The sequence below is a fragment of the Limnospira fusiformis SAG 85.79 genome (genome assembly GCF_012516315.1).
In the GTDB taxonomy this organism is placed as follows: Bacteria; Cyanobacteriota; Cyanobacteriia; order Cyanobacteriales; family Microcoleaceae; genus Limnospira; species Limnospira fusiformis.
In genome coordinates this window covers 2,971,503-2,988,345 of record NZ_CP051185.1, presented here as the reverse complement: position 1 = coordinate 2,988,345, position 16,843 = coordinate 2,971,503, and the positions used below count along the sequence as shown (strand labels likewise).

General features: G+C 41.9%; 14 protein-coding genes and 3 pseudogenes. 11 read left to right on the top strand and 6 right to left on the bottom strand.

Annotated elements, in window-relative coordinates:
- Positions 1–5 precede the first annotated feature (5 nt).
- The 6 genes from HFV01_RS14070 to HFV01_RS14045 are packed head-to-tail and all read left to right on the top strand — an operon-like array spanning position 6 to position 6,215.
- Positions 6–965 carry a glycosyltransferase family 10 domain-containing protein gene (locus tag HFV01_RS14070; protein ID WP_193521217.1) on the top strand — a complete coding sequence of 320 codons (960 nt, stop codon included), beginning with the start codon at positions 6–8 and terminating at the stop codon, positions 963–965.
- A gap of 15 nt (positions 966–980) precedes the next feature.
- Entirely contained in the window at positions 981–2,150 is a 1,170-nt protein-coding gene (locus HFV01_RS14065; RefSeq protein WP_006669698.1) for an acyltransferase family protein, read from the top strand.
- 32 nt (positions 2,151–2,182) lie between these two features.
- Complete coding sequence (locus HFV01_RS14060) at positions 2,183–3,157, top strand: Npun_R2821/Npun_R2822 family protein (RefSeq protein WP_193521216.1); 975 nt, start codon at positions 2,183–2,185, stop codon at positions 3,155–3,157.
- A 14-nt stretch (positions 3,158–3,171) separates the two neighbouring features.
- Positions 3,172–4,053: an Npun_R2821/Npun_R2822 family protein gene (locus HFV01_RS14055; protein WP_193521215.1), complete on the top strand. Its 882-nt coding sequence runs from the start codon at positions 3,172–3,174 to the stop codon at positions 4,051–4,053.
- A gap of 29 nt (positions 4,054–4,082) precedes the next feature.
- Positions 4,083–5,114 carry an Npun_R2821/Npun_R2822 family protein gene (locus HFV01_RS14050; RefSeq protein WP_193521214.1) on the top strand — a complete coding sequence of 344 codons (1,032 nt, stop codon included), beginning with the start codon at positions 4,083–4,085 and terminating at the stop codon, positions 5,112–5,114.
- A 36-nt stretch (positions 5,115–5,150) separates the two neighbouring features.
- Positions 5,151–6,215: a polysaccharide pyruvyl transferase family protein gene (locus HFV01_RS14045; RefSeq protein ID WP_193521213.1), complete on the top strand. Its 1,065-nt coding sequence runs from the start codon at positions 5,151–5,153 to the stop codon at positions 6,213–6,215.
- 60 nt (positions 6,216–6,275) lie between these two features.
- On the opposite strand, the gene HFV01_RS14040 is transcribed toward HFV01_RS14045, so the two are convergent.
- The 3 genes from HFV01_RS14040 to HFV01_RS14030 all read right to left on the bottom strand — a co-directional run bounded on the left by HFV01_RS14040 (position 6,276) and on the right by HFV01_RS14030 (position 9,073).
- On the bottom strand, positions 6,276–7,340 hold the full coding sequence (locus HFV01_RS14040) for a polysaccharide pyruvyl transferase family protein (protein ID WP_006669701.1): 1,065 nt from the start codon (positions 7,338–7,340) through the stop codon (positions 6,276–6,278).
- A gap of 37 nt (positions 7,341–7,377) precedes the next feature.
- A complete protein-coding gene (locus HFV01_RS14035; protein WP_006625814.1) occupies positions 7,378–8,196 on the bottom strand; it encodes a hypothetical protein in 819 nt (272 codons plus the stop codon).
- 61 nt (positions 8,197–8,257) lie between these two features.
- The gene (locus HFV01_RS14030; RefSeq protein WP_187757994.1) at positions 8,258–9,073 is read right to left on the bottom strand and encodes a sulfotransferase domain-containing protein; all 816 of its coding nucleotides are present in this window, start codon (positions 9,071–9,073) and stop codon (positions 8,258–8,260) included.
- A gap of 202 nt (positions 9,074–9,275) precedes the next feature.
- Between HFV01_RS14030 and HFV01_RS30730 the strand changes: the two are divergent.
- Positions 9,276–9,484: pseudogene (locus tag HFV01_RS30730) on the top strand (hypothetical protein).
- A gap of 918 nt (positions 9,485–10,402) precedes the next feature.
- Positions 10,403–10,561, top strand: coding sequence for a hypothetical protein (locus HFV01_RS14025; protein WP_006625811.1), 159 nt, complete (start codon positions 10,403–10,405; stop codon positions 10,559–10,561).
- 358 nt (positions 10,562–10,919) lie between these two features.
- Here HFV01_RS14025 and HFV01_RS14020 read toward each other — a convergent pair whose 3' ends face one another.
- A complete protein-coding gene (locus HFV01_RS14020) occupies positions 10,920–11,702 on the bottom strand; it encodes a glycoside hydrolase family 24 protein (RefSeq protein ID WP_006625810.1) in 783 nt (260 codons plus the stop codon).
- 9 nt (positions 11,703–11,711) lie between these two features.
- Positions 11,712–12,371 carry an NAD(P)H-binding protein gene (locus HFV01_RS14015; RefSeq protein ID WP_193521212.1) on the bottom strand — a complete coding sequence of 220 codons (660 nt, stop codon included), beginning with the start codon at positions 12,369–12,371 and terminating at the stop codon, positions 11,712–11,714.
- A gap of 298 nt (positions 12,372–12,669) precedes the next feature.
- Between HFV01_RS14015 and HFV01_RS14010 the strand changes: the two are divergent.
- Positions 12,670–13,062: pseudogene (locus tag HFV01_RS14010) on the top strand (zinc ribbon domain-containing protein); the annotation flags it as partial.
- Positions 13,063–13,079: 17 nt separating this feature from the next.
- A complete protein-coding gene (locus tag HFV01_RS14005) occupies positions 13,080–13,790 on the top strand; it encodes a DUF1997 domain-containing protein (RefSeq protein WP_006625806.1) in 711 nt (236 codons plus the stop codon).
- 382 nt (positions 13,791–14,172) lie between these two features.
- On the opposite strand, the gene HFV01_RS14000 is transcribed toward HFV01_RS14005, so the two are convergent.
- The gene (locus HFV01_RS14000) at positions 14,173–14,334 is read right to left on the bottom strand and encodes a hypothetical protein (RefSeq protein ID WP_193520801.1); all 162 of its coding nucleotides are present in this window, start codon (positions 14,332–14,334) and stop codon (positions 14,173–14,175) included.
- A gap of 1,164 nt (positions 14,335–15,498) precedes the next feature.
- Here HFV01_RS14000 and ltrA point away from each other — a divergent pair.
- Positions 15,499–16,816: pseudogene (gene ltrA / locus HFV01_RS13995) on the top strand (group II intron reverse transcriptase/maturase); the annotation flags it as partial.
- Positions 16,817–16,843: the final 27 nt, after the last annotated feature.

Genomic DNA, 16,843 nt, shown 5'->3' with positions numbered 1-16,843 from the left:
TCAAAATGGAACCCCAAATTGTTGGTATGATTACCAGTTACCCAAACGCCAATCAAACAGATTGGTTGTGGCAACAAACCCCTGATCATTTTGGCAGATGGGGAAATATCGCGATCCAGTCAACTCATCCACATCCTGATTTCTTACTCCTGTATCAATTTGATTTTCCTAAGCCTCGTCAAAAAACTTCCTGGCGCGATCGCCTGCGAGACTTGGTTAAACCACAGCAACCAGCACCCGATATCAGGGAAAAATTTAGGGGTGTTCCTAAAGAACGCATGATTTATCTGCTCCGAGAACCGCCTTTAAGTAAAGTCGTTGAAAGAACTCAATATAACTACCGGCAGGCTGAATTGTATTGTGATTATGTTTCTGGACCAGATAACTTTGCTCCAGTTCCTGATTATATGCCAGCCATTTGGTATCATCATAATTCCTTTCGAGAACTTAATGAAATGGAACCACCCACCAAAGAGCTTTTTTGTTCTTGGATTACTTCGGGAATTAATCGCAGTGAAAACCATCAGCAGAGGTTGAATTTTTTAGGACTAATGCAAGAAGTAAATGTGGAGTTTGATTTGTATGGCCGCCAGTTGCCTCCCGCCTCCAACTATCGAGGACAACTAAGTAATAAATGGCAGGGTATGGCACCTTACTACTATAATTTAGCGATTGAAAATTATGCTGACAATGATTTATATGTGAGTGAAAAGCTCTGGGATTCTTTGTTGGCTTGGTGTTTGCCAATTTATTATGGAGGACCGGCGGCCGATAAGTTATTACCACCTGGAAGTTTTCTGAGATTGCCAAGCCTGGATGAAAAAGGGTTAGAATACATTAAGGAGGTGACTGCTACTGCTGATGCTTGGTATGAAGCTAGAGAGGCGATCGCCGAAGCTAGACAAATTATTTTGCACAAGCTTAACTTACTCGCTTGGTTGGACAATTTTGCCAAAAATCATTAAGCATGGAGCAACTCAATGGCTAATAATTCTCAAGAGGGAAATACCAAAAATTCTCAAAGATTGTGGGAGTTGGATGTGCTGCGAGGAATCGCAGCATTAAGTGTGGTCTTATTTCATTACACCAGTCAGTATAGTACACTGTATGGGCATTCCGATCAAGTCTGGTTTTATTGGGGATTGGGACGACATGGAGTTGAGTTTTTCTTTATTGTCAGTGGTTTTGTGATTTTGATTACCCTGGAAAGAACGAAAAGCTGTTTAGACTTTATAATCAAGCGCTTTTCTCGACTGTATCCGGCTTACTGGGTGGGGATTATTTTGACATTTACAATTACAGCGATCGCTCAATTACCAGATCTACAAGTCAGCTTCTCAGACGCTTTATTAAATCTGACAATGTTTCAATGGTTATTTAATGTTCCCAATGTAGATAAGGTATATTGGACTCTCAGAATTGAAATTTGTTTTTATATAATGATGTTACTCATCTACAAACTGAGACTTTTAAAGCGCGTAGAAGTAGTCGTATCTGGATGGTTAGCATTAACTTTATTTTATTCGATTAAAACTTATATGGCAAGCCGAGGATTTGAATTTTCATATAGTGAAAATTACTTAGAAGCAAATAATTATTTTTTAATGGGTAGTTCAACTTTAAACAACCTTGATTATTTATCAATGGGAATAATTTCTAACTTAAAAAGTATAGTACGCGAACTAATTATCATTAAATATGCACATTTATTTATCGCAGGATTAATGATTTACAAGGTGAATAAGCAAGGTTTTTCGATTCATAGATTCCTGATAATTATGATTTGTGTTTTGGCCCAAAGGTTTGCTTATCCCTGGGAAAATTCTTGGTCTACAACTATTATAGTAGCCAGTTTTATAGTGTTACTATATTTGGGAACTCAGGGTTATTTGAAATGGCTCAGGTTGCAGCCGTTAATTTTTTTAGGCACTATTTCTTATAGCTTATACCTAATCCACCAAAATATCGGCTATGCCTTGATTAGACAACTTTACCAATATGGTTTTAATCCTAACCTAAGTATTATCCTAGCCATCATTTTGTCTATAGCTTTGGCATCTGCTATCACCTTTATGATAGAACTACCCGCCAATCAGTGGTTAAGGTTAAAATATCAAGAATATCAGAATAAGTTATTGTCATCAACTTGAACCCAACTCGCGATTTTAAGGAGGTCAGAATTATGCGTGGTATTTGCAGTCTAGGTAACGATGTTGTTTATGATCAGTTAGTAGGACTTCTCAACAGTATAGATGCAATTTTGGGTCCAGAAACCCCCGTTTGTATCTATCCATTTGATGATCGCATCGAAAAAATTGCCGCCGAAATTGCCAAGCGACCTAACGTCACCCTTTACGATGATAAGGAATCAATCCAGCGTTGGGATAGTTTTATGGCTGCGGCGGCTCCTGAAAGACTGAATAAAGAGAAATTTAGATTATATGGCGCTCATCGGCGGTTTTGTGCCTTCGATGGTCCTTTTGACCAATTCATTTATATGGATGCCGATACCCTGGTCATGAACTCTTTAGATCCCGTGTTCGACAAGTTACAAGAGTATGACTGGGTAGTGTATGATTTTCAGTTCACAGATCCGACTAAAATCTATAACTTACAGTCCCCCAAATTGCCAGAAGTTTTTGACAAACAGAGGATCGATTCAGAAATATTCTGTTCCGGTTTCTACGGTTCTAAGCGCGGGGTATTTGACGAAGCAACCAGAAACGAGCTGTTATCGAAGTTAAAAGCGGGAGAGTATGAGATTCTCTATCCGGGGGCGGGGGAACAGCCCTTGCTAAATTATATGGTCATGGGTTCTGGAATTCCCAGCTACAATTTTGCCAAAGGTTTGCCAGACTCACAAAAGACCGGGTGCAGCGCCACTTCCAAACATTTTGAAGAACGAGACCACATCTTGTATGATAAAGGCAATCGACTCACTTACATCCATTATATCGGCGTTCAACCTCAGTTAATTTCTCGGGTTTGTGCGGGTGAAAATCTTGGTTTTCCATATCGGGATGTGTTTCTGCACTATCGCTATCTCCACGAACCGGAGCAGCGTCCAGTGTTTACCACACCCCCCAAAACTGAGAATTCAGAAACCCGCCAGGGTTTGATCAAACGAATTCTCAGAAAATTGAAATTAACTCGTTAACAATAGGAGAATGTATGACCCGAGGAATTTATATTGTCGCCAACGATCGCGTCCAGGAAAATGCGATCGCCCTCCTGAATAGCATTCGTCGCCATAATCAGAGTGTTCCCGTGGTGATGATTCCCTTTAATGAGGAATATCATCAAGTTTTTAACACCTTAAATCGTCTCCATGATGTGCAGCTATTTCCTAACTTAGAATTCCTCGAAGAATTAACCCAAAAAGTGGGAGCAATTTTTGACAGAGATTTTCTCAAACTCCCCAATAAAATGCGAAAGCTGGCCGTCTGGTTTGGGCCGCTACAAGATTTCCTTTATATTGACACTGATATTATTGTTTTTGAAGACATTGCAGCTAACCTCGATTATTTATCCGAGGTCGATTTTTTCTGCTGTGACTATCATCACGCTGGCGAAAAATTGCGGAATATTTTTTCCCCCGTCGTTATCGAAAAAAATATCTTCAGTGAAACAGATTTAGAAGATGTCTTTAACAGCGGTTTTTGGGCATCTAAAAAGGGTGCAATTACCTTAGATAAACTATACCACACCTTGCAGGAATGCTCCCAACACCGGGAGTATTTTGACTTTACACAGGGTGTCACCGACCAGCCAATTTTTAACTATCTGGTACTCAAACATATTCCCAAACGTGGTAATTTGGTCAAGCGTCCCGGAGGAGATGTCGGGAGTTGGGCCGGTTCTAAACACTTTCAGGAGCGGAACCATATCCTGTATGATAAGGAGAAACCTTTAAAGTACCTTCACTGGGCAGGTACTCCCTTAAATCCTGGGCAAAACTATTGGGATATCTGGGAATATTATCGTTATCTCCATGAAGGTAAACCAGCATGGCAGAGGAAACTCGGCCGCTTATTTTCTTTTCTAAAACCCTAAAAAACTAGACCTAGACAAGGACTAAATCTATGACAGACGGTATCTATACTTTTGCCAATGATGTCGTTTACGACCAACTCGTTGCTTTACTAAATAGCATTGAAGTCAATGGAGGTCGAGAACTACCTGTATGTATTATTCCTTACAATAATCAGTTAGATAAAATTCGTGCGGAAGTGGGTAAACGTAGCCATGTCACTTTGTTTGACAATCAAGAATCAATTGCTTTTTGGGAAGACTTTATGACTCAAGCCTGGAAAGCCAATCAAACCGCCCAAAAGGTTTGGAAAGAGCAGGGCAAACCTGAAGTTCGTCGGGTTAATTTTGTCAGAAAGTTATGCAGTTTTGATGGGCCTTTTGATAAATTCATTTATATGGATGCAGACACCCTATTAATGAACTCAGTTGATCCAATTTATCAGAAACTCAATGATTATGATTGGGTGGTCAATGATTTTCAATATAAATCTGAGATGCACTATATTTATAATCCCGAAAAAATCGAGATTTTGGACAAAGTTATCGGCTTAGAAAAAGCTAAATCTCAGATTTTTTGTGCGGGATGGTTTGCTTCAAAAAAAGAAGTTTTTAACCCCGCAAAAATAGCCGAGTTACTTAATTACTTGAAATCCGGTGATGCCGAAGTTTTGTCGTTACGAGGCTCGGATCAACCCCTTTATAATTACATGGTTTCTCGGAGTGGTATTTCTTTCTACAATTTTGCCTACCATAATTTAGAACAAGCCACCGGAAGCCACTGGTCTTCTACTTTTGATGTCGTGGATAACGTGCTTTATGATAAAGGTCAGAAAATTACTTACATTCATTTTATGAGCATATCTGCTGGTAAGTTTACTCAGCTTTGCGGTGGTGAGGATGTCAAAATTCCTTATCAGGATGTGTTTTTGCATTATCGATATTTGAAATCACCGTCAGACCGTCCTCAGTTGAAGCCACCGAGTTGGTTGGTTCAGGTACAGAGGAACCTTAAGAATGCGATCGCTAAAATAAGCGATCGCGTCATCTCAAAAATCCGTAAAATTAAACGGGGTTTATCATAATTTGGTCCCCAGTCGGCATCAAAATTAAGGTTTCCCATGCAAAACCAAGAACAGAAGCCAATGAACATCCTGCTAATCGGATATTACGGACAAAGAAATATCGGCGATGATTTGTTTGTCAAACAGCTAACCAATTATTTTTCCTGCCAATCTAACGTCGGCAAAGTTTTCGTTTTATGCAAGGAAGATTATTACCCCAAAATTAGCGAAAAAGTTATTTATTTTTCCGAATCAAACTTGCCCAAATTAAAGAAGCTGGGATTGATTTTACGCAGTGATTATATCTTTTGGGGAGGGGGTACATTAAATATTGGAAGTAGCCCCCCTAAAAATTTATTGAGGCTGAAAACCTTATCCAAATTAATGGGCAAAGGCTTTGGTTTTTTGGGAGTGGGTTTGGAAGGGAGTAATTCCGAAAGCTACCAGTTATTTGACAAGTGCTATTTGCTCTACCTGAGAGATAAATATTCTTATGAACTGGCTTTAAATAATTTTAAGAATACACAATTTATTTGTTTGGGAGGAGATTTGGCTTTTTTAGAACTCAGTTTTTACGAACCATTTATCGCGACAAAAAATAGGTCTGAATTCAAAAATATATCATTTTCTGGTAAATATTGGTGGGGAGAAGGAAGAGGGGAGTTTTATGCCAAACAGTTGATTCCAGTTATTGAAAAATATAACTCAGTTATTCATTTACTTCCCAGTCATGTGGGAGACGAAACAAATGACAATCGGTTTCATGAATTTTTGAGGAAGTATCTGCCAGAGAAAAATTGCCAATTACATTCATGGCAAGAACCGCAAGAATTTATCAAAATTTTAAGTGAAATGGACTTTCACCTCGGAAACCGACTGCACTCCATTATCATTGCTGATATTTTAGGAGTTCCCAATATAGGTATCCAAAAATCTGGCTCTAAAATTGACAACTATCTTCAGAAAACTGGGGTATTACCACAGGAAAGAAGGGTCGATGTCCTGGGAGAGATTGGACTAGACCGGATGGAGAAAATTTTCAACCAATATCAGCGTCCAGACGCATTTATTAAAAATGAGTCTGAACAAGTGAAAAAATGTTTGGAAATCATTGGGCAGTAAAAACTAATTATCAATGCAATTGCCTCTGAAACTTTGGTTCATTCATCCATGCATTCTAAGTTAAATCGGATATATTTTCAATATTTCTCTAGCAGCATTTTCGACATCTGAGGCATCTTGAACAAATTTACAAAAGGGAATTTCGTGAGTCCAAGTTTCATAAAATGATTGATTTTTATAGTAAGAATTGGCTAAAAAAACGTGGGGAATTTCTAATAAAATGCCAAGTATATGACCGTGGAGACGGTTGGTAATTACTAAACCGTGAGGTTTAAACTGATAAACTCCATCATGCATAAATTTCCAGGAGTTCAAGTGCCAAGATGGGTTATCCATTTGCTGAAATTTGACAACGTAGGGATGGAATAACTTCCACTGTTGCCGAGAAAACCATTCCTTTAATCTACCTTGTTGAATGAGAGTGGTTAAGCCTTTCAACGATAAAGCACTGGGAGTACCTTGATACTCGTAGGATGCCCAATCCTGTGTCACCACATTCGGCAAATTCAGGGTTTTTGGCGCTGAGTCTTTGTTTAACTCTTTCCCAGTTCGACAATGGTACAGGATAGAATTAGAACGATGATTTTTGTTTGGTAAACCTGGCATATTAACCAGTTGAAAAGCCATATCGGGAGCTAAGAAAACTCGACAGCTATGGAAATATTCAAGAGCGATATTGTAACTGTAATTTTCTCGCGCAAATATGGTTAGATTGGGGTGGGAGTTAAATATATTAGCGACCTTATTTAAACGTTCCTGCTCCGTAAAATAAATGCTTTGGGGTAGGATAATTATTGGGCGATCGCCATACTCCGAAATAATCTCTTCATAAAAATTTATATGTTTATAAATATCGTTTAAATTCCCTCCACCCGTAAAGATTAGAGGAGATTGTTTGTCGAGCTTTGGCTCAATCTGACCTTTTGATAAATTCTGAACTGCGACATGGTTGATGGTACAGCCAACCACGTCAGTTAGATACAAAATTGCTCCTAGCCAAATTAAATGGTCTCCTATATTGCCATAATTGGGGTAGTTAAGCAATGCACATTTTTCAAAACTTCCTACGTTTCCTAAAGCCTGATGCAGCTCTTCCTTAATAATTTCTGGTTGGGAAATATCCATTTATTTTTCCTTATTAGTAAAGACAAGTTGGCAGATTCTAACCATAATAAAATTCCCAATCTTTCAAGGCTTTAATGCGAGCCAAGTTTAACCTTGAGTGGTACTTCAGTTTAAATTTAAGTTCGTCTCCCATGGTTTTAAGTTGAGAATTAGGCAGTTTTTCCGTTGGGTCTTTAGAAGCATCCAGGTGTCTCCTCACTTTAATTAAATCTTGAAAACCGTGGGTATTAACAGTCCATCCCACCTTAGCAGCCGCTAAACCGATCGCATTTCCATCTCCTCGATGAATTTGTCTCAATTCCAAATATCTGCCAATTCTACCCCACTGTTTAATAAACTCTTTTTCTCTGCCTTCATCCCTCGCCACAATATACAGAGCTTCTTGAATCCAAAAGGTATTCTCTAAGGAAATCCCTAGTTTGGAGGCTATTTTGTGAAAAGCTTCTCGTTCTTTCGGTATTTTTTCTCCCAGATATTTCTCTTTCGCATCAAGATGGCCGATAATATTTTGGAATTTACCTTGGCCAGATGTGATTCCAGGCTGCCAATCTATTTCCGGCACTTCTTCAATAATTGTTGTATCGGCATCAATATGAATAGCAACCCGAAATAATGACAAAGCCTTTTCAATTACGAAACGGCGATCGTGGAAACAGTAGAGGACACCCTGAGACTGATGAGGAAACGCTAAAATATTGTTTTGATCCCTTAAATCTTCCGGTAAGTCTGTATAAACGACTAATGAAGTTCCTGGAGAATACTGTTGGATATCCTGAGCCAGTTGTTTCACTAACCGTCGGTACTTTTCACCCAGAGCCAAGGTACAAAAACAAAAATCTTTATCACGGTTAATCATGATTTGTCCCTACTATGGCTATATATCCCATCTTACTATAGATTAGAGTTGAAGGTAGTTATCATTTGTGTTGTTTTGTAAAGTAATTATAACCATAATTGGGGTCTAACTCCTGAGCAAGTTTTTTCTCGATAAAATCGATGTCCTCTAGTGAGATCTTATCTTGATACCCTCCGACCTTTGCTTCTCTGACTTTTAAGGATTCTTGATCGATATTGGGATGGGTTTCGTTTGGCAACTTTCTCTGAGTTTCTTTCTCTCTCATTTGCTCAAATGATGCCCGTTTGACTGCTTCTTGAATCAAGCTGTCACTAACTTGTAAACCCAAGAATTTCATGACTTTTGTCAACTCTCTCTGAGTTTCTTGACGGATATCCTCATATCGTAATAGCAAAAATGATTTAGGTAGATCATGATATCCCTTCCAGGCATTACATAAAGCGATGAAGTCGTCCAGATAATACCCTTCGCGAATGAATTCAGATAAACTCTTCTGAATCCATTTAGGACTTTTATCTCTCTTGGTTTTCAGAAAATAGTTAGATATCACAGCATCTCTGGGATCTCGAACTAATAAAATTATGTTCTTGTCTCGGTAATCCTCTGGATGATTATTAAATCGCTCGTGGACTGCTTTTACATAAGGAATTTTAGGACTTAATTCGGCAAAATAGGAAATATTTTCAGGGTCTATATTATTCAAGCCTGATAACGATTGGAAGACATTTCCAATCATTACCCGCAGCCAAGTTCTACCACTATTCGGCTGTGATATTATTAAGTATTTAGCGGCATCACGCTCTCTGTCTTCCTGGCTTTTATGGGGGTCAATAATGGCTTGAATTCGCTTTTTGAGAGCCAGAATTTTGGTTTTCATGATATTTAGTAAACCTTGCTAATTTCACTACAACCCGACCCGACCAGATGATTTATCAAACATCATATTGATGTGTTTAGATACACTGAAATCGGAAAAAACATGGCCATAGCCGGAAGTTTATGAGTATGGCACAATCTGAAAAATCAGACGTGGAGGCATCTTTCGATCGCACCATAACAGGAAAGTATAAACAGCACAATTGACACCTACAAATCGCCTTGGGAAAACCAGGATATACAGGCGATTCACTTCACGTAAAACTCCTGGGAGGGTTGGAAGCTCCGTGATTTATCACGGAGAGGAAAACCGACTCAAGCGGCTTTAGCCGCCAGCACCCCCTTGCGGGGTGGAGGGGTATGGTTGCCCCTCCATGGAGCTATGGTTGGCTCCGACTCCCTTGTGGGGTAATGTTTGCGCTTGCGCTAACGCGCACGCTGCGCGAACGCCAATGTTCAGAGTCGGTACTATCCAAATCGCACGTCCTGAACCCCTTAGAGATGTTTAACGATTCGGTTCATGAGCCTGGAACTAGCACGCATTCCAGGGTAGGAACTTTAACTCTTGCTCTGAACGGAGCCAGTTAAGGCTATAGCTGGTCAGCTACCTGAAAGGGGGGCACGAAGCCCCCGTGCTTCAGCCGGGGGTGCTGACGTCTACTAAAAAACAGCTATGCTTGCTCATAGTCCCACCATTTTGAGTTTATCAATAGTTGGGTATGATGTCAAGCATTTTGGTAAAAATTTCCCAATAATAAACTAGCAGCACTGGGTTGATCGTGGCGGATTGTCTACCCTCCCAGTCGCCACACTGTCGCTGGTAGGGGTCGAAAGGGAAGTCGCCTTCCCCAACTCCCATTCAAAACCGTGCTTGATACTTTCGCATCACACGGCTCCTGATGTGGATACCCTATTGTCAGTAGGAACAGGGTTACTACCCCCTGCTTTATAACTTCAACTTTGGGAGCTATATACACTACGTAGTCTTTAAACTCGCTCTGGTCATAAGCACTCCTACTTGTCGCAGTCTCTATATCCACACCGTGACTAGTGGGCATATCCCAACCATTACAGTTAGGCATTAGCTTTCAGTCACATCCCTTCCCCTTATGGGCATACGCTTACACTTTTTACTACTCTACGAGATGTACTCGTAGAGAGCCCAATAGGGGTTTAAACGTTCCGTATATATGGGCATTCCATCTTTAGATTTGTCCTATCCACCGGGGTATCTTTAAAGGTCTGTGTAGGTAGTAAATTGAGCCTCCTACTTTTCCCCTTGTCCTTTTGGACGCAGCGTGTCAACCTATTTCGCTGCTTCATAATTACGATGGTTCAAGCCAGACATTCGGTTTCCCTAATCATGGATGGTTGGCAGTGGTCGGATTTTGGGAATGGGTTTTCCCTCACGCCTTCCGTTCCCCGCTTCAATCCCAGATTTGTGATTTCTGAAACTTGGGGTGGCTATCGCCTTTACTCTTTCCCATAATCGCCCCAAGTGAGTTATAATACTCCTCCTAGGTAATACTTGGATGGTACATTGCGATTTCTTAAAATGGGATTGACCTTGAGTTCCCTGCCTTGCTTAGAGTCACGACTTCTAAGCGTTGGGACATATATACAGTTAAGGGGTAAACTGGTCGAGTTAGTTTATCTCCCTCTAGGAGGTTATTTCAGGCATTGCAGCCTTATTTCACTCCTAAACGTCTCGCACCAATACTTCTTATGATAATAACTCTGAGCCTGACTGGCAACCGCCTGGCTGTCATCCCGACACCCACCTAAAGGGAAGGGATGCGGGGATGAAAGCGAATGGATCTAACTCTGGGGATGAAATGGATGTGCTTTTACTCCGAGAGATAGAGTTCCTCTTGCAGGACTTGTTCATAAACCCTGGGGAGGGAACTGGTCATCATATTATCCTCAATCCCATATCCTAAACTGGTCCAAGTTCCTGAGAGCAACTTCAAAACTTCATTGAGTCGTCCCTCTTGTAACATTCGGGAAATATCGACACCCCAAAAATCCTGATCCAATAACCAACGATAAACTACTAGGTCTTGATATTCTGGCTCAAAACTATAGGGATGCCAATACCAAAATCTGGCAGGTTTGGGATGGTAGCGATCGGCCATCTGTTCCCAGGTAGATGATAAAAACTGGTAACGTCCGGCCGCCGTGGTGCATTTACCTTGATTGGGTCCAGCAACAATGGTAACACAGCGATCGGGGTGGTGACTCAAATCTGAGACATACTTGCCACCGTAAATGACATGATAGGGTCGCGGATAATTAGACTCACTGGCTGAAATCGTCCGCATAAGAGATCTAATGTAAGGATCACCTCCGCGCATGACTAACGGTGGCCATTCATTACTAAGATGGTGGTCGATCGCCACCCGACCTTCACCAAATCGGGTAACAACCTGACCCCATAGCCAACCGACCCCCCAGAGTAGCAAAAAACTCAGTAACAGAAGTTTGAATAACCCTCCTCTGCGCCGAGTCCGTCGATATGGCATCCCCGCCAATGGTGATGGCATCATTTCAGGAGTCAAATCGCCGCCAGCTATAGTTTTCGATCGCACCACACGGCGATCGCGTCTTCTAGGGGATCTTGATTGGTGCATAATCAACCATTAAGGCACACTAGCGAACAACTGAGAGAGGGAGTTTTGTGGTTCTCCCGGTTTACTGACAACTTCCACAATTTTATTACCAGCCTCTGGCACAAATAAAGCCTCTACAGACACTTGAGCCACCTGAGTCCGGGGAATACTGCCATCAAACAAAGTATCCGGGGCTCCCATAACAATGGGATAATCAGTCTCCTCATTTTTCAAACCCCCAGGCCTAACAATAGTATAAGTCAACCCGCTATTTTGTAGATACTCCTCAGCTTGTTTCTTCCACAGCAAAATCAACCAGAACAGATTGAGAGGGTGAAACAACTGTGACACACACAACGACGAGACCATTACAAAATGCTGAATTCCCTTATCCTTAGAAACATTGACCAAATTCTTAGTCCCCTCGTAATCCACCCGATAGGGACCCGTGAAGTCAAAACTGGGAGTCGCACCCGTTGCACACAAAACCACGGTACTATCACCGATACAATCTACCAAAGTTTTCGGGTCCAATACATCCCCGACTACAATCTCGACTTGCTCGGGAAACATACCCTTAGCCTTCTGCAAATCTCTAACCATAGCGCGGACAGGGATTTGCCGTTCACAAAGAGCCTGGACAATTCGGCGACCTGTTTGACCTGTCGCACCTGCTACAAATGCCTTCATCTGTTACACCTATGCTCAACCCAGTGAAATGCCAGCCATTTTTCCTAAAAAAATAATGGTAGATTTATTGTAGCGGTTTTACCGAGCTACAAGGCATTCTGGTAGATAGAAGCAAATGGCATATTCGAGGAGCATGATTTAATCTCAAATTAGGTTAACATTTGACGGCAATACGGTATAATACCAAGTATGGTGCGAGACCTTCGGGTATGAAATCGAGCTGAAATGGGCGTGGGGACTACCCGGTGAGGACTTCAACCCCTTGGTTGATTGGGTCGCATCCCTGGCCATCCCATAACACAGCCTGATTTTTTTGCCCCCCTTCGAGACTTCCAATATGGTTGCCAAGGTGAAGCGTCTAATCAGGTCTAAGACTGCCCGCGCCATGCTGACATGGGCGCATTATCGATTCAAACTAACCCTGAGACATAAGCGCGGAAATAACTGAACAGTTGTAGATGTGACCGAAGAATACACCAGCAAAACCTGTACTCACTGTGGTCATGTCCATTCCCAGCTAGGTGGCTCAAAAGTGTTCCGATGTCCTGAGTGCGGGTTGACTCTACCACGGGACTGGAACGGTGCTTTTGGAATCTTTCTAAAAGCTTTGCGGGATACCGCCTCTGTTACCTTAACGGGTAATAGTGCTATCGTCGCATTGTCCGGGAACAACCGGAAAAATGTCGCGTAAATGTATCAGAACCCATCATGCCACAAAATTTCGTTAGATCTCAGCCAGTAGCAGCATCTGAGCCAGACCTAAATAACCCCCGTGATATGCAGCCTTCCGACCCAGAACAACAAGACTCCACAGAACAACCAGAACAAATGTGGTTTCACACCGACTACGACGACTGTATGGAGATGTTTGCGGATTGGGAGACGGTAGCCGAATATCTGGGACATCACCAAGGTTGGTTTTGTCGATGCGCGCAACCGATGAAAACCGAACCCATTGGCGAAAACTCCTATTCCCTAATTATTGGACGTTTCGGGGCTTTTGGCTATCAAGTAGAAGCTAGAGTCGGCTTGGAATTAGTCCCCCCAGACGAAGCTGGAATCTATCGTATCCGCACGACACCAATTCCTGATTATGTTCCCCCTGGTTATGAGGTGGATTTTCAATCGACTATGAAACTGGTGCAACTGTCGGTTGAGGAGGTCTGTGAGAAATACCAAGTGGAACCGGAAAATTGTCCGGCGATCGTGACTGGGGCTAAATGGCATTTAGATCTGGCTGTGGGGGTGAAGTTCCCCAAGTTCATTTTGGATATGTCGCGGGCGCTAATTCAGAAAACCGGAGATAGCCTTCTCAAGAAGATAGTCAAACAGGTTTCTCGTCGCCTTAGTTACAAAACCCAACTAGACTTTCACACTACCCAAAACTTGCCCTTTCCCAAGAAACGTAAAAACCGCTAGTTATCTGTAGGGTGCGGTGGGGGGATAATTGCTGATGCCTTGGTAGCAACCCCCCACCGGTTATCGTAGCTGGGTCTAGGCTATAATAGATATGACGTGCGAGACGTTTAGGAGTCAAATAAGGCTGCAATGCCTGAAATAACCTCCTAGAGGGCAATTAGACCTTCAACCAGTCTAACCCCTTAACTGTATATATGTCCCGACGCTTAGAGTGCTTAGAGTATAGACTAAGCATAGACTAAGCAAGGCAGGGAACTCAAGGTCAATCCCATATAAGAAATCACAGAATACACTATTTATCCTCCAAGTATACTATAAGGAGGAGTATTTAACCCACTTGGGGTGATTTGGGAAAGAGTAAAGGCGATAGCCACCCCCAGTTTCAGAAATCACAAATCTGGGATTGAAGCGGGGAACGGAAGGCGTAAGGGAAACCTATTCCCAATCCGACCACTGCCAACCATCCATGATTAGGGAAACCAAATGTCTGGCTTGAACCACCGTAAGTATTAAGTAGCGAAATAGGTTGACACGCTGCGCTCAAAAGAGTAAGGGGAAAAGTAGGGTACTGTTATCAACACCTACACAGACTTTTAAAATGTACCCCGGTGGATAGGACAAATCTAAAGATGGAATGCCCATATATACGGAACGTTGAAACCCCTGTTGGGCTCTCTACGAGTACATCTCGTAGAGTAGTGAAAAGTGTAAGCGCAAGCTCATAAGGGGAAGGGATGTGACTGAAAGCCAATGCCTAACTGTAATGGTTGGGATATGCCCACTAGTCACGGTGTGGATATAGAGACTGCGATAAGTAAGAGTTTAATGGCGAAAGCGAGTTTAAAGACTAACGCAAGCATATAGCTCCCAAAGTTGAAGTCATAAAGCAGGGGGTCGTAACCTTGTTCCTTTGACAAAGAGGGTATCCACATCAGGAGCCGTGTGCTGGGAAACTCGCAAGCACGGTTTTGAATTGGAGTTGGGAAAGGTGACTTTCCCTTCGACCATAACGGTGCGAGACGTTTAGGAGTCAAATAAGGCTGCAATGCCTGAAATAACCTCCTAGTGGGACTTTCACCCCTTGGTGAAATATAAGGAACTCGTATCCTGACCATCCCATAACTGTTTATATATCCTACGTTTGGTATAAAAATATACAAACAAGGCAAGGAACTCAAGGTCAAAGACGCAAAGCTAGAAATCCTAATGATTCCTTAACAATTGCGTTGAGAGTAACGGCGATAGCCACCCCCAATTTTAGGATTCACAACCCTGGGATTAAAGCGGGGAACGGAAGGCGTGAGGGAAACCTATTCCCAATAATCCGACCACTGCCAACCATCCATGACTAAGGAAATCTGAATGCTCCGACTTGAACCATCGTAACTATTAAGCAGCGAAATAGGTTGACACGCTGCGTTCAAAAGAATAAGGGGAAAAGAAGAGGTTTCGACATACCATCTTCACAGACCTTTAAAAGTACCCCGGTGGATAGGACAAGTCTAAAGATGGAATGCCCATATAAACGGAACGTTATAACCCCTTTTAGGCTCTGATTATCTGGTCGAGATAGTTAGTAGTGATAAGTGTAAACGTAAGCCTATTAGGGGGTGAGATGTGACCAGAAGCCAACGCCCTATTGTAATGATAGGGATATGCAGACGGGTCACGGTTTGACTGTAAAGAATAGAGTCTAGTAGGAGTTACTATGACGAAAGCGAGTTTAAAGAAAGGGTTTGAGAAATCAAAGCTAATCAAGACGTGCGTTTGTATGGAAACAAATTCCCTGGGCGAAAGTTCAGAGAAAAGTTTTCAAGCTCCAAAAGAGGATATTTCAAGCAGCTAAATCGGGACAGGACGCAAAAGCGAGAAGGTTGCAACGTCTATTGTGCAAATCATATTATGCCCGTCTACTAGCAATACGGCGAGTGACCCAAGATAATCAAGGCAAGAAAACGGCTGGAGTCGATGGAATGAGAGCAATCTCGCCAAGACAAAGGTTTAAACTTGTTGAGAATATTAAAGGAAATCTCAAAGTAAAACCACTGCGAAGGGTGTGGATTCCAAAACCTGGTAGGGATGAAAAACGCCCTCTAGGAATACCCACAATCCAAGATAGAGCAAGGCAAGCCTTGGTTAAGTCGGCTCTCGAACCTGAATGGGAATCGAGATTTGAAGACACAAGCTATGGATTCAGACCGGGAAAGTCTGCTCACGATGCAATATCCAGAATCTTTCAGAGTATCAACAAAGGAGGTTATTATGTTCTGGATGCAGATATAGCTAAATGTTTTGACCGAATAAACCATGATTACCTTCTGTCCAAAATTCATTGTCCAAGCAGTCTAAAAAGAGACCTGAAATCATGGCTCAAAGCAGGCGTGCTAGATAACGGTGTATTTAAGGATACAGAAGCAGGGACACCCCAAGGAGGGGTAATAAGTCCACTCCTAGCCAACATCGCACTGGATGGGATGGTTAGGCTCATAAAAACAATGTATCCTAAGAAGAAAAATGTGGTGCAAGCCACAATAATCAGATACGCTGATGATTTTGTAGTAATATCTCCATCACTAGAAATCATTGAACAGTGCAAAACTGCAATCTCCGAATGGTTAAAACCTGTAGGACTAGAAATTAAACCCGAAAAGACTCGAATTTGCCATACACTCAATCCCATTGAGTATAACGGCAAAACAGAAGAACCAGGATTTGATTTTCTAGGATTCAATATCAGGCAATATCCAGTAGGAAAATATAAATCTGGAAAAAGTAGGGGAAGAAGAAAAGGAGGCTTCCTATTTAACAAGACCCCACATAAAATGTTGGGTTTCAAAACCCACATCAAACCCAGCAACAAAGCAGTTAAAGCCCACACAGAAGTGATTAAAGGTGTAATCAAACAACATAAAACAGCACCTCAATCAGCCCTGATTAGAAAACTAAACCCAATCATAAGGGGATGGTCAAACTACTATTCAGGGGTTGTCTCATCAGAGACCTTCATTAAACTAGACCACATAGTGCGAAACGTTTAGGAGTCAAATAAGGCT

Coding starts and splice junctions, on each gene's coding strand:
- HFV01_RS14070 (WP_193521217.1), top strand. CDS start 6: ATGGAACCCCAAATTGTTGGTATGATTACCAGTTACCCAAACGCCAAT.
- HFV01_RS14065 (WP_006669698.1), top strand. CDS start 981: ATGGCTAATAATTCTCAAGAGGGAAATACCAAAAATTCTCAAAGATTG.
- HFV01_RS14060 (WP_193521216.1), top strand. CDS start 2,183: ATGCGTGGTATTTGCAGTCTAGGTAACGATGTTGTTTATGATCAGTTA.
- HFV01_RS14055 (WP_193521215.1), top strand. CDS start 3,172: ATGACCCGAGGAATTTATATTGTCGCCAACGATCGCGTCCAGGAAAAT.
- HFV01_RS14050 (WP_193521214.1), top strand. CDS start 4,083: ATGACAGACGGTATCTATACTTTTGCCAATGATGTCGTTTACGACCAA.
- HFV01_RS14045 (WP_193521213.1), top strand. CDS start 5,151: ATGCAAAACCAAGAACAGAAGCCAATGAACATCCTGCTAATCGGATAT.
- HFV01_RS14040 (WP_006669701.1), bottom strand. CDS start 7,340: ATGGATATTTCCCAACCAGAAATTATTAAGGAAGAGCTGCATCAGGCT.
- HFV01_RS14035 (WP_006625814.1), bottom strand. CDS start 8,196: ATGATTAACCGTGATAAAGATTTTTGTTTTTGTACCTTGGCTCTGGGT.
- HFV01_RS14030 (WP_187757994.1), bottom strand. CDS start 9,073: ATGAAAACCAAAATTCTGGCTCTCAAAAAGCGAATTCAAGCCATTATT.
- HFV01_RS14025 (WP_006625811.1), top strand. CDS start 10,403: ATGGTTCAAGCCAGACATTCGGTTTCCCTAATCATGGATGGTTGGCAG.
- HFV01_RS14020 (WP_006625810.1), bottom strand. CDS start 11,702: ATGCACCAATCAAGATCCCCTAGAAGACGCGATCGCCGTGTGGTGCGA.
- HFV01_RS14015 (WP_193521212.1), bottom strand. CDS start 12,371: ATGAAGGCATTTGTAGCAGGTGCGACAGGTCAAACAGGTCGCCGAATT.
- HFV01_RS14005 (WP_006625806.1), top strand. CDS start 13,080: ATGCCACAAAATTTCGTTAGATCTCAGCCAGTAGCAGCATCTGAGCCA.